Source organism: Polyangium jinanense (genome assembly GCF_028435265.1).
In the GTDB taxonomy this organism is placed as follows: Bacteria; Myxococcota_A; Polyangia; order Polyangiales; family Polyangiaceae; genus Polyangium; species Polyangium jinanense.
Genome location: NZ_JAGTJK010000006.1, coordinates 243945 through 256154 on the forward strand (window position 1 = coordinate 243945; position 12210 = coordinate 256154).

At 68.5% G+C, this 12210-nt stretch carries 13 protein-coding genes; 8 read left to right on the forward strand and 5 right to left on the reverse strand.

The window, feature by feature from the left end; genetic code table 11:
• Window positions 1–8 precede the first annotated feature (8 nt).
• A complete protein-coding gene (locus tag KEG38_RS15995; RefSeq protein WP_272420327.1) occupies window positions 9–1592 on the forward strand; it encodes a response regulator in 1584 nt (527 codons plus the stop codon).
• Here KEG38_RS15995 and KEG38_RS16000 read toward each other — a convergent pair whose 3' ends face one another.
• Window positions 1593–3029, reverse strand: coding sequence for a serine hydrolase domain-containing protein (locus KEG38_RS16000; RefSeq protein ID WP_308215623.1), 1437 nt, complete (start codon window positions 3027–3029; stop codon window positions 1593–1595).
• Between the two features lie 44 nt (window positions 3030–3073).
• Here KEG38_RS16000 and KEG38_RS16005 point away from each other — a divergent pair, with 44 nt between their 5' ends.
• Both KEG38_RS16005 and KEG38_RS16010 read left to right on the forward strand, forming a co-directional pair.
• Window positions 3074–4057 (forward strand): aldo/keto reductase, encoded by a 984-nt coding sequence (locus KEG38_RS16005; RefSeq protein WP_272420329.1) that lies wholly within the window; start codon window positions 3074–3076, stop codon window positions 4055–4057.
• Window positions 4058–4138: 81 nt separating this feature from the next.
• Window positions 4139–4717 carry a hypothetical protein gene (locus KEG38_RS16010; protein ID WP_272420330.1) on the forward strand — a complete coding sequence of 193 codons (579 nt, stop codon included), beginning with the start codon at window positions 4139–4141 and terminating at the stop codon, window positions 4715–4717.
• A 166-nt stretch (window positions 4718–4883) separates the two neighbouring features.
• Here the strand turns inward: KEG38_RS16010 and KEG38_RS16015 are convergent, their stop codons facing one another.
• Window positions 4884–5813 carry a PAS domain-containing protein gene (locus KEG38_RS16015; protein ID WP_272420331.1) on the reverse strand — a complete coding sequence of 310 codons (930 nt, stop codon included), beginning with the start codon at window positions 5811–5813 and terminating at the stop codon, window positions 4884–4886.
• A 153-nt stretch (window positions 5814–5966) separates the two neighbouring features.
• On the opposite strand from KEG38_RS16015, the gene KEG38_RS16020 reads away from it, so the two are divergent.
• The 4 genes from KEG38_RS16020 (at window position 5967) to KEG38_RS16035 (ending at window position 9933) form a co-directional block, all read left to right on the forward strand.
• Entirely contained in the window at window positions 5967–6647 is a 681-nt protein-coding gene (locus tag KEG38_RS16020) for an RNA polymerase sigma factor (protein ID WP_272420332.1), read from the forward strand.
• On the forward strand, window positions 6623–7924 hold the full coding sequence (locus KEG38_RS16025; protein WP_272420333.1) for a FecR domain-containing protein: 1302 nt from the start codon (window positions 6623–6625) through the stop codon (window positions 7922–7924). Before KEG38_RS16020 ends, KEG38_RS16025 begins: the two co-directional genes overlap by 25 nt.
• 29 nt (window positions 7925–7953) lie before the next feature.
• On the forward strand, window positions 7954–8964 hold the full coding sequence (locus tag KEG38_RS16030; protein WP_272420334.1) for a hypothetical protein: 1011 nt from the start codon (window positions 7954–7956) through the stop codon (window positions 8962–8964).
• 66 nt (window positions 8965–9030) lie between these two features.
• Window positions 9031–9933, forward strand: a complete 903-nt coding sequence (locus KEG38_RS16035) for a hypothetical protein (protein ID WP_272420335.1) — start codon at window positions 9031–9033, stop codon at window positions 9931–9933.
• Between the two features lie 48 nt (window positions 9934–9981).
• Here KEG38_RS16035 and KEG38_RS16040 read toward each other — a convergent pair whose 3' ends face one another.
• From KEG38_RS16040 to KEG38_RS16050, 3 genes are all read right to left on the reverse strand, one after another.
• Window positions 9982–10251 carry a hypothetical protein gene (locus KEG38_RS16040; RefSeq protein WP_272420336.1) on the reverse strand — a complete coding sequence of 90 codons (270 nt, stop codon included), beginning with the start codon at window positions 10249–10251 and terminating at the stop codon, window positions 9982–9984.
• Between the two features lie 85 nt (window positions 10252–10336).
• Complete coding sequence (locus KEG38_RS16045) at window positions 10337–10525, reverse strand: hypothetical protein (RefSeq protein ID WP_272420337.1); 189 nt, start codon at window positions 10523–10525, stop codon at window positions 10337–10339.
• A gap of 73 nt (window positions 10526–10598) precedes the next feature.
• Complete coding sequence (locus tag KEG38_RS16050; protein ID WP_272420338.1) at window positions 10599–11552, reverse strand: penicillin-insensitive murein endopeptidase; 954 nt, start codon at window positions 11550–11552, stop codon at window positions 10599–10601.
• 117 nt (window positions 11553–11669) lie between these two features.
• Here KEG38_RS16050 and KEG38_RS16055 point away from each other — a divergent pair, with 117 nt between their 5' ends.
• On the forward strand, window positions 11670–12209 hold the full coding sequence (locus KEG38_RS16055; RefSeq protein ID WP_272420339.1) for a hypothetical protein: 540 nt from the start codon (window positions 11670–11672) through the stop codon (window positions 12207–12209).
• Window position 12210: the final 1 nt, after the last annotated feature.

Sequence of the window (12210 nt, forward strand, 5' to 3'; positions counted from 1 at the left end):
CGGGACGCATGCAAAGAAACAACGGCAAGCCGCAGGAGCATGTGGGCAAGATCCTCAACGTCAACGACAACGAGGTCGCCCGTTATCTGGGCACCACCATGCTCCGCAGGGCCGGCCTCGACGTCATCGAAGCGTCGAGCGGCATGGACGCGCTCGAGATGGTCCACCGCGAGCTGCCCGACGTGGTGGTGCTCGACGTCAAGCTGCCCGACATCGACGGCTTCGAGGTCTGCAGGCGCATCAAGGCGAACCCGCGTACGGCCGGCGTGAAGATCCTTCACACGTCAGCGACGTTCGTCTCGCTCGACAAGAAGGTGCAGGGGCTCGACATCGGGGCCGACGGATATTTGACGCAGCCCTTCGAGGCGACCGAGCTCGTGGCCACCGTGCGCTCGCTCCTCCGCCTCGCCCAGGCCGAGCGTGAGCTCCGCACGCGCGCCGATCGCCTGGCGGAGGCCGACCGCCGCAAGGACGAGTTCCTCGCCATGCTCGCGCACGAGCTGCGCAACCCGCTCGCCGCCATCACCGCCTCGCTGCCCATGCTCGAGCAACGTGACGCCGTGAACCAGGGCGAACGCCGCGCGCGCGAGGTGCTGCGCCGCCAGACCGTGCACCTCGCGCGGCTCGTCGACGATCTGCTCGACGTCTCGCGTGTCACGCAGGGCAAGATCGAGCTGCGTCTCGAGCCGGTGGATCTCAAGAGTTTGCTCGCGCGTGTCGTGCTCACGACGCGGGAGCGCGGCACGAACCAGCGCGGCCAGACGCTCGCGCTCGCGCTGCCGGACGCGCCCATCCAGGTCCGCGGCGACGTCACGCGGCTCGAACAGATCTTCACGAACCTGCTCGACAACGCGAGCAAGTACACCGACGTCGGCGGGCACATCCGCGTGAGCCTCGAACCGGCCTCCGTGGGCGGCGCCGCGTTCGCGCGGATACGCGTGCGCGACGACGGCATCGGCATCACGGCCGACGCGCTCCCCATGATCTTCGGCCTCTTCGCGCAGGCCAGCGTGACGCTCGCCCGCTCGCGCGGGGGCCTCGGGATCGGGCTCACGCTCGTGCGCACGCTGGTGGAGCTGCACGACGGCGAGGTGGAGGCGCGGAGCGACGGCATCGGCCGAGGCGCCGAGTTCGAGGTGCGCCTGCCGCTGCTCGATCTCGCGGAGACGGGCGAGCGTGCGTCGCTGCGCGGGATCACGGAGCTCCGACGGCGGCGCATCTGCATCGTGGAGGACAACGTCGACGCGCAGCAGGCGCTCGGCGATCTTTGCGAGATGTGGGGCCACGAGGTCCATGCCGCCTCGGACGGGATTGCCGGCGTCGGCAAAGTGCTCGAGCTCCTGCCGGACGTGACGCTCATCGACATCGGCCTGCCGGGCATCGACGGGTTCGAGGTGGTGCGGCGGCTGCGGGCGGATCCGCGCGGAAAAGGCCTCTGGCTCGTGGCGCTGACGGGATATGGCTCGCCCGAGCAACGGACGACGGCGCTTTCGGCCGGGTTCGACGTGCACCTCGTCAAACCGGTCGAGGTGCACAAGCTGCAGGAGTTGCTCGACGCGGGCCCGCCGCTCGCGCGGGCCTCGCGAATCTGATCATTCCCACTCGTAATTGAGGTCGAGGATCTTGCCCTCGGCATCCAGGCCGAAGGTCCATCGGAGCGACGTGTCTTTGCCGTAGATTGCGCGATAGACGCGCTTGCCTGGCTCTCCGGCTTTGTGGTCTTCGAGCAAGACGAGCTTGCGGAGGGGCGGCAGCAGGGCATTGCCCGGGGTCCCGAACGAGCGCAACACCGGCAAAAGCAACTCCTTCGTCAGCAGCGCAAAGACGGCGGGGTCGAGCGTGCCTTGCATCAAGCCCTCCACCACGCCTCGATGCGTGGCCGTCAGGGCGGGATCGGCGTCGGGGATGCCGGGCTCGGAGACCGCCGGCCAGGGCGGCATGTACAGGCTCGCGATGTTCGGCGCGAGGAGCGGGAGGAGCCGCTGTTCGTTTGTCAAGACGATCACCGAGAGCTCCTGGTCCGGAATCCGCAGCACGTCGGCGAGCGCACCGCCGCCGCTATGCCCAAAGGTCGCATGGCCGCGCAATCGACTCACCCCGAAGGCCACGCCAAACTCGCCCGCGCGACCGTCGTTCAGCTTGAATGCCGTGGCGGCGCTCGCCTGGGTCTCCCGGGTCAGGAGCGTGCCCTCGTCCATGGCGACGGCCCAGCGTGCGAGGTCCTTCACGCAGGAAAACATGCCCCCGGCGGCATAGGTGTGGACGGGATAGAGGAACCACAGGCGCTCGTGTTTGCCGTTCTCGAAGCGATAGATCGTGGCCCGGCGCGGGATGACGTCGGCCACGCGCACCGGGCCATCCTGCACCGCGTGCTCGAAACGCGTACAGGAAAAACCGAGCGGCTGGAAGATGCGGCGCTTCAAGAGCTCTTCGAATCGTTCCCCCGTGACTGTTTCGAGGACGTGCGTGAGCACCACGAAATCCGTGAGCGCGTATTCGCTGCGCTCGCCAGGCGTGTAGGCCAGCGGCCCCTTCTTGGCGGCCTCGTACCGCGCGGCCACCGAGGCGGCGGCATCATTCTGATCCTCGGGATCGTCCTTCAATCCCGACGCATGCGCAGCGAGATGCCGGACCGTGATCACCTTCCATGCCTCGGGCGCGTCGGGCAGATATTTCGAGATCGGATCATCGAGGCCGATCTTTCCCTCCTGCACGAGGAGCATCACCAGCGTGCCCGTGAACAACTTGGTCGCGGAGGCGATCTGGAACGCGGTCTCGGGCCCGACCTTCGCCTCGGACTCCAGGTCCGCGACGCCGTACGTGGTGATTCTCTCGACCTTGCCCTGACGAACGATGGCCACGGCCGCGCCGGGCACGTGGTTTTTCTCCATCACGGCGTGGATGTAAGCGTCCACGGGATCGGCGGACCCGCCGCTCCTGGTTTCCGCGGAGCGGGGCTGGTTTTGCGCGGTGCAGCCGAAAAGCAAGAAAGCAGCTAAGGCCATGTGGCCCCGAGGGATGGTACGCATGCGGCGCGGACGCTACCATGCGGCGCGAGAAGAAGGAGCCCCTCATGCATACGCGTAAGCTCGGTCCCCTCACGGTTTCTGCCCTCGGCCTCGGCTGCATGGGCATGAGCGATTTTTACGGCCCCCGCGACGAGGCCGAGTCGATTGCCACGCTCCACCGCGCGCTCGATCTCGGCGTCACCCTGCTCGACACCGCGGACATGTATGGCCCGTTCACGAATGAAGAGCTCGTCGGCCGCGCCATCGCGGGCCGGAGGAACGAGGTCGTGCTCGCGACGAAGTGCGGCATCGTGCGAGATCCGAACGACCCGACCGTGCGCGGCATCAACGGCACGCCCACGTACATCCGCAACGCGTGTGACGCGAGCCTCAGGCGCCTCCGCGTCGACGTGATCGATCTCTATCAGCTCCACCGCGTCGATCCGAAGACGCCCATCGAGGAGAGCGTGGGCGCGATGGCCGACCTCGTGAAGGCGGGCAAGGTGCGGGCGATCGGCCTGTCGGAGGCGAGCGCCGCGACGCTCCGGCGCGGGCACGCGGTCCATCCGCTGGCCTCGGTGCAAACGGAATATTCGCTCTGGACGCGGGATCCGGAGGACGACATCCTCGCTGTCTGCCGCGAGCTCGGCATCGGCTTCCTTGCCTACAGCCCCCTCGGCCGCGGCTTTCTCACCGGGCAAATCAAGCGGTTCGAGGACCTCGCGCCCGACGATTTCCGCCGCAGCTCGCCGCGCTTCCAGGGGGAAAACTTCCAGAAGAACCTCGACCTCGTGGCCAAGGTGGAGGCGATCGCCGCCGAGAAAGGTGTGAAAGCGTCGCAGCTCGCGCTCGCGTGGGTGCTCGCGCAGGGCGATTTCATCGTGCCCATTCCGGGCACGAAGCGCCGGAGCTACCTCGAAGAAAACGTCGCGGCCGATGCCATCAAGCTCTCGGCGGACGACCTCGCGCGCCTCGACGCGGTCATGCCCCGCGACGCCGCGGCCGGGGCGCGTTATCCCGAGATGAGCATGCGCCTCGTGAATGCGTGATCGGCGCGGGCGGCCCTCGCGCTCCCCGCGGAAAGCCTGCCCGCCCTGGTGCTCTGCAGCCCGTCCGCTATCCTCCCCGGCATGCTCTCCAGATTCGCGGCCAGCGGGGCCATCATCAAAAGCTATCTCGACGCGTTCAAAACATTCCCCGACGGTCCGCAAGCCGTCTTCGCGAAGTACGGGGTCGGACGGGTCGGGCCCGGCGGCGAGTTCGAGCTCCCGCCCGCCTGCCCGCTCGACAAGGTCATTGCGGCGATGAACGAGCTCTTCACGGTCATCGGTCCGCAGAGGGGTTTCGAGATGGGCGCCCAGGTCGTGAACCACGTCGCGGTCCCACCCGGGGTGATCGGCGACATCGTCACGGCGCTGCAGATCTTCGACGCAGGGTACCACCTCAATCACCTCGAAGACGGCGTGCCCATGTTCGACCCGCAGACGGGCACGATGCGGGACGGCATCGGCCATTACAAGTGCGTCTCCTCCTCCCGGCACCGGGCCGTCATGGAGGTGGACTCGCCCTACAACTGCGACCTGGACCGCGGTATCCTCCAGGCCTGGGCGCGTCGATTCGAACGCTTTGCCCTCGTCACGCACCTCGAGCCCACGGTTTGTCGAAAAACACGCGCGCCGCGTTGCCGTTACGAGGTGAGCTGGAAGTAAAACGCGGCGCCGGCACAGAAAGGAGCTTCCCTTTGCTTCGACCCATCTTTGGCGCGACTCTTTTCCTCCTCGGCGCGGCGGCGTTCAGCGCTTGCGCTTCGAACGATCCGAACGCCCCCCGACATCGCCGTCTCCAACTTCTAGGATCGCGACGTGCTCGTGCTCCTCAACGCCGGCCCCTGATCGCCCAGGAAATACCGCTCTGGAGCGTGCCGAGGGTGACGAGCCCCTGAAAGTCCGCGCCGAGGTCCACGAGCGTCTGCGCGATGGCCGGGCTCATCCCCGTGAGCACGACACTTGCCCCGAGCAATTTCGCGGCCCGCGCCGCATGAACGAGCGTGTGCGCGACGTGCGTGTCGACGATACGGATGCCCGTGACGTCCAGGATCGCCACGGTCGCCTGATGCCGCGTGATCCCGTCGAGCAATGCATCGAGGATCTGCTGCGCTCGCTGCTCGTTGATCGTGCCGACCAGAGGCATCGCGACGACATGGTCCGCGATGGGCAGGAGCGGCGTCGTCAGCTCGCGAATCGTCGCTTCCTGCGCGGCGATGATTTTCTCCTGCAAGGCGGCGCGTGCCTCCTCCGCCTCCTGCTCGCGCGACATGTCGATGGCCACCGTGCCCACGCCGAGGAGCTCGCCCTGCTCGTCGCGGATCGGAAACTTCACCGTCACGAAGGTTTTCCTCGACCCGTCGGGGATGGTCAGCGTGGCGGCGAAGTGCAGCCGCCCCTCCGTCATCGCGCGCCGATCCGCGGCATCCATCTTCGGCGCGTCCGCCGCCGCGAGCACGGACGTCCCGAGACGCCCCAAAAGCTCGGCCGTCGTGCGGCCCGCGAACTTTGCGTATTCCTCGTTCACCAGGACAAACCGACCCTCGAGATCCTTGACGAACATCAGGGCGGGCGTGTTGTCGAGGAATGCCCGCAGCACGGCCTGCTGCGCCAACAGATCCTGATCCACCCGCTTCGACTCGGTCCCGGAGGCCGCGGCCCCCTCCACCTCGGCGAGCCTGCGGCGTAGCCGCTCGACCTCCGCCCGTAGCTCGTCGCGCTCGGCCTCGATGCCGCTCGCCCTCTCGGCGCCCTCGTTCATGACATGTCCCCCGAGTCTTCGACCCTACCCGCTCTCCTGGGTACCGTAAAGCACGACGCACGTTCTGCACACGCAGGGACGACGGCGGAAACCCGTGAGACGACCAACCGATGAGCCGTCTGGATGGGGTGCGGATACTGTGGCGTCATCAGTGTGGGTACGTCGCAGCTTTCCATCCGAACCCTCGAGCCTCCTGCGGCCGGCAGTGGCGGCGGCGGCGTGGTCGTCCGGGCCCTGCCTTTCGTCGGGGACGACGCCGTCCTGGTGGCGGCCGTTCGCGCGGGCAACCGCGCGGCGATCGCAGCTCTTTACGATAGGTACGAGGCCCACGTCATGCGGACGCTCGTCCGCGTGCTCGGCGCCGATCGCGAGCTCGCCGATATGCATCACGACGTGTTCGTCCGCGCCCTCGGCTCGATCGACGAGCTGCGCGACCCGGGCGCGCTCCGCGCCTGGCTCACCTCGATCGCCATTTTCACCGCCCGGACCTGCATCTTGCGCCGCTCACGCCGATTCTGGCTCCGGCTCTTGCCGTGGTACGAAGTCCCCGAGGTGGAGGCGCCGCTGCCGAGCAGCGAGGTGACAGAAGCCCTTCGAGTGACGTACACGATCCTCGATGGTTTGCCCGTCGACGAGCGGATCCCCTTCGCGTTGCGTTTCGTCGGGGGGATGGAGCTCACGGAAATCGCGGAGGCGTGTGGCGTCTCGCTCGCGACCATCAAGCGGCGCCTCGCGCGCGCCGAGGCCCATTTCACCGAGCAGGCGCGGGAGCACCCGGCCCTCTCGGACTGGCTCGAAGGGAGTGCACGATGGGGAGCTCCGAAGAAGCGCTGATGCGGCTCGGCCGCAGGATCGCCGCGGAGCAGGACGAGATCCTCCGCCGCCGGGCGCCCGATCCCGAGGCGCGCGCTCGCCTTTTCACTGCGGACGCCGCGCGGCGGGATCGTTCTCCGCGACGAACCCGAAAACAGTTTGTCGGGGCGGCCTTCGGCGTGGCAGCAGCGGCGTGCCTGCTCTTCTTTTTCGTCGTCGGACAGCGCCCGCTCACGTTTCACGTCGGCGCGGGTGAAAACTCCTACGCGGGGAGGGCCGGTGCCTTCATCGCGACGCCGAGAGGGCGCAGGGTCCCCGTGGTCTTCTCGGATGGGACGAGCCTCCACATCCAGCCGGATTCGAGCGTCCGGATTGCCTCCGTGCATCGGGCGGGCGGGCGTGTCGTCCTCGAAAATGGCGCGCTCGAGGCCTCCGTCGTGCACCACGAGGGCACACGCTGGCTCGTCGACAGCGGCCCCTTCGAGATCCTCGTCACGGGCACGCGTTTTCATGTCGCCTGGGATCTCGCCGCCGAGCGGCTCACGTTGCACCTCGTCGAGGGCTCGGTCTCCGTCTCGGGCCCCATCCTCGGCGAAGGAATCGCCGTACGCGCCGGCGATACGCTGGAGGTAAACCGCAAGGAGGGTCGCTTCGTGATTCACCGGGACGACCCGGAGACACGCGAGACGCCGGACGTCCCCCAGAATGCGGCCGAGCCACAGCCCCTGCCCGAGGACCTGCCTGAAAAAGCCCCGGATCTGCCGTTGCCTGCGCCGAACGTCCCGCGCGCCGCGCCGCCGCGCAAAACCCCCCTTCCGCCCGCGCCGCCGGGCCCTTCGTGGCGTGATCTCGCGGCCTCGGGCAGATACAAGGACGCGCTCGAAGCAGCGGATCGCGAGGGGCTTGGTGCCATTTACGAGGCAGGGAGCGCGGCCGATCTCCGCGACCTCGGCGACGCCGCGCGCCTGACCGGTGACGTGACGCGCGCCGTGGAAGCCTTTTCCGCCCTGCGACGGCGCTTCCCGGCCGACGAGCAAGCCGCCGAGGCGGCCTTCCTCCTGGGAATCATCTCCTTCGACAAACAGGGCGCACACGCGGAGGCCGCGCGCTGGTTCTCGACGTACCTGCACGAGCGGCCGCGCGGGAGGCTCGCCCGGGAGGCCGCGGGGCGGCTCCTCGAAGCCCGCCTGCGTTCCGGCGACAAGGCGCTCGCCCGCGAGGCGGCGCGCGCTTATCTGCGTGATTTCCCCGGCGGACCTCACGCCGAGGCGGCTCGGGCGGCGGCGGGGGACGAATGAAGGCAGCCGCGCTTTGCGTGTTCCTCGCCGTGGCTTCCTTTCCTCTCGCCGCTGCGCACGCGAGCGGCGAGCCACGGATCGTCCTCGTCGCGCCCGCGAAAGACGCGGGCATCGCGGTGCGCATCCGGGCCGAGCTCGAGGCGCTCCATTTCGAGGTCCTCGACGTGGAAATGGAGGCGGGCCCGCCGGCGCGCGAGCCGCTGGAGGAAGCCGCGCGCAAGAGCGACGCGGTCGCGGCCGTGCGTATCGTTCCGTCGAGCGCCGGCGTCGAGGTGTGGATCGTCGATCGAATCACCGGAAAAACCGTGCTACGTGAGCTCGTCGCGGAAGACGAATCTCCTCACGGCGGCAGCGCCACGATGGCGCTCCGGGTGATGGAGCTGCTCCGCGCGAGCCTCATGGAACTCGACGCGCCGCGACCTCCGCCCGGCGAGGTGGCCCCGCCTGCGGTCATTCGCGAGATCCTCGCCCCTCGCCGCGCCGAGACGCCGCGCGCCGCCCCTGTCCCCGGCAGACGGCCTTTTCTCACGCTCGAGCTCGGGCCTTCCATGCTGCTGAGCCCGGGAGGCATCGGCCCCTCGGGGCTCCTCCATACGTCCCTCCACATCCAGCGGCCGAGCGAGCGAATCGGCCTCAGCACCTTCGTGTCGATCCCAGTTGTCCCGGCGAACCTCGCCGGTCCCGAAGGCGTCGCAACCGCGCGTTTTGGCCTGCTCGGCGTGGGCCTCAGGGGCTCGTTCGCGCCGCGCGGTGCCGCGTGGAACGCGAACGTGGGCGCCGGCCTCTCGGCGGTCGTGCTCCATTTCGAAGGTCGCCCCGAGCGCCCGTATGCGGGGGCGAGCGAGACGCTCTTCACCCTCGCGCCGTACCTTCGCGCGGGACTCGGCTATGCGGTGACGCCGCATCTTCGACTCCGAGCGGACGTGCTCACCGGCGTGACGGTCCAGCGGCCGGTCGTCGAATTCGTGGGGCGTGTCGCGGCGACCTGGGGTTTGCCCTTCGTCTCTCCCTCCCTCGGCGCCGAGCTCTCCTGGGATTGAAATAAAAATATCGGTCCCGTGAGCCGTGGCGACGGGCTCTGGAGACTGTTCGGGAGAGAGGTGCTCATGTCGCTACGAAATGGTTTGCGAAGTGGTGCTTTCGTCCTATCGATTGCCCTCGTCGGTCTCTTTTCCGCCGCATCCGGGCTCCTGCCTGGCTGCAACGTGATCGTCGCGGAGCCCATCCAGACGTCGAGCGACGTCGGGAATCCATGTGTGCCCTTCGTCGAGCTCGACGCCCGATTCCCCGGCACGAAGGTCACGGAGCGCAACATCGTGACGAACGATTTCCAGCAATGCGAGACGGGGATCTGCCTGATCAACAATTTCCAGGGCCGCACGAGCTGCCCGCTCGGACAACCCGAGCCGACCCCGTGCACAGGCCCGCTCGACGCGAGCTGCGGCCCGGACCAATCGTGCGTCGAGTCGGGCGTCGTCCCGGTTCCTTGTGATCCCCAGGCGGCGGACGGAGGTGCCTCGCAATGCGCGAACTACGGCGGCGCATGCAACGCGGAGCACGGCGCGTGCGAATGCACCGCGGACGACCATTGCCCCCAGGGCACGACGTGCGACGTGACCACGAAACAATGCAAGAAGTACGTCTGCCACGTGCCCGGGAGCTGCCAGAGCGAAGGCGCGAGCGAGCTCGACAACGAAGGCAAGAGCTGCTGCGTCCCCGGATCGGACGCGCCGGTCTCGAGCGCCGTCTGCGGCCAGTGCGGGTCACGCCCTCCCGAGCAAGCGGTGTATTGTTCCTGCCGCTGCGGCCCCGCGGAAGGCGCCCCGGACGAAGGAAACTATTGCGAGTGCCCGGACGACTTCGAATGCAAGGAGCTCGTCCCCTACGTCGGACTCGGCGATACGGCGGGGAAGTATTGCATCAAGAAGGGGACGGCGTCGGACGTCACGTGCGGGGCCGTGCACGGGTATTTCGACCCCGCCGCCTGCCAGGGCATCGGTTTTCCCTGACGGGGCGGCTCCCCCGCGACGACGGCCGGCGCTCCTCGCTTCGATTCTTCATCCCCGCCCGCCGCGGCCGCGCGGATGCGCACGATCGAAGGGCACGCCGTGCCGCCACGGCTCGCTCGGCACGTCGCCCTTGATCCGCGCGTGCTCCGGCTCCGGCTCGCCTGGCCCCACGCGCACGTCCGAGGTCGCCGGGGCCATCACGGTCGCGTCGTTTCGATCTCCCGCCGACCTCGGCGCTTCATTCAAATCGGCGGGCGACCCGCCGGGGCCTTGCTCCAAGCCTTTCGGCCTGCCGGGCCCGCTCCGATCTTCCGCCATGATCTCGCCTCCTCGGAGCGAGCCTGGGGCCACGCGGGACGAAGCGCCATGGCGCGCGCTTCCTCCGGCCGCCCGTGCGGCATCCTCATTGTTCGGGTTTGTCCTCGCGATCGCTGACGAGCCCCGTCGCCGGCCTGTCGCCCTCGTATCCGGTCTGCTGCACGTGCTCCTGGGCGAGGCGCTCGCTCTCGACCGTCTCGATGTCCTGCCGGACGCCCTGCTCCACGGGCCTTTCACCCTTCGGCTTGCTCGGTCCCTGATGCTGATTTGCCATCGGATGCATCCTCCCGGCGTCGTTCTCGGGCCTACCTGCGCCCACGGCAAGCGTCGAGCGACGGAAAAACCCTTCACCGCGGCGCCCGCCGCGCCCCGCGGAGCCGCGGCAGGATGTTCGCGAGCCGCTGCCCGAGCGCCACCGCGGCCGGATCCCGGAACCGGACGTGAAAATGCGTCGCGTGGCCCCAGGCATGACGGATGATCGTGTCCCGCTTCGTGGGGCTCGGAAAAACGTCCTCGAGCGGCTGCTCGCCTTCGGGCAGGGTCGCGATGTACGCTTGCAAGAGGCGCTGCACCGAGACGTCGATGAAGATCATCTCGACGTTGTTTCCCTCGATCAGCGCCCGCACGAGAGCCCACGTGCGCGCCGCGTCGAGGTTTTCCGCCGTGGCGCGCTGGTACCAGGTCGCCTGCGATTTGTAATAATACCCGATATCGGCATCGAGCCCCGATTGATGGCTGCGGTGGGGCTTGAGCCAGCCGCCCCGCTCGCGGGCGATGTCGCCGACGTAGAGCCGCGGCGAATCCGCAAAACATCGCCTCACCTCCCGCACCGCGCGCTCGATCGAGCGAATGACGAGCTCCGTGCCCCAGCCATACCCACCGGCGCGCAGGATGCCCTCGGAGTCCTTGAGCTCCACGCCGCCGAACAGCGATCCCCGCGTGGGCGAACCCACCGACGCCGAGCCGAGCGCCTCGGGTTTTTCCTTGGCGAGGCGAAAAAGCTCCGTTGCGGGCGGAGGGTCCACCACGCGCACCTCGATCGCGGGCTCCGGCATGCAACGCGGGGGCGCGGGTGGCGGCGTCGGCGGGCTCGCGGCCTGTGGCGCGTCGTTCGGCGCGGAGGCGAGCACGGACGCGACGCCCGGGAGTGCTCCCATCCGGCGCGCGGACGTCACCGGCGCGGCGGACGCCCCTTCGTTCGGGCTCGAACGCGCCCCGCGCTGCGCGGCGAAAACCGCGATCGACGCCGCAGCGACGATCACGATCGCGGAGCCAAGGGCGCGCGGGGGCACGGACCTCACGCCTTCATTCTACGACGAAAGCGCGGCGGGGCAGCCCACTTCGTGGCGCGACCGATGTTGTGAGCTCCAAAGGACGTGGTCTACAGTATCGACCGAGTCGTTCTCCAGGGAGGTTCCATGACACGCGCGCTCGCCGTCACGTTGCTTTCGTGCTTTCTCGGGTTCGTCACCGGCTGCGGCGACACGGCCGATCCGGAGCCGGACGAGGGAAATCCCTTCGAGGGCACGTACAAGGTCACGAGCCACACGAAGGACGAGATGGGCTGCACGGGGCCCGGGACCGAGGTGACGGGCAGCGACACGTTCTTCCGCCTGACCGAGGAGAACCTGTTCGGCACGGCCGTCCTCGCCTACCGCACGTGCACCGACGCGACCACGTGCGAGGAGAGCACCAATCTCTTCGCGAGCTTCATCAACATGGGGAACGGCTGGGTCCGCCACATCGAGACCGCGTCGGGCACCAGCGAGACCTGCGCGCTCTCGTTGACCGAGGGCCCGCTCGTCGAGACCGAGACGGGCTTGCGCCTGGAGAGCCGCACCCACAGCGCCGACGTCATGCTGAACATGGGCGAGGAATGCGACACCGACCTCGTCGAACCCCGGCGCGACGAGCTCACCTGCACGGCGATCGAGATCCTGGTCGCGGACAAACTCTGAA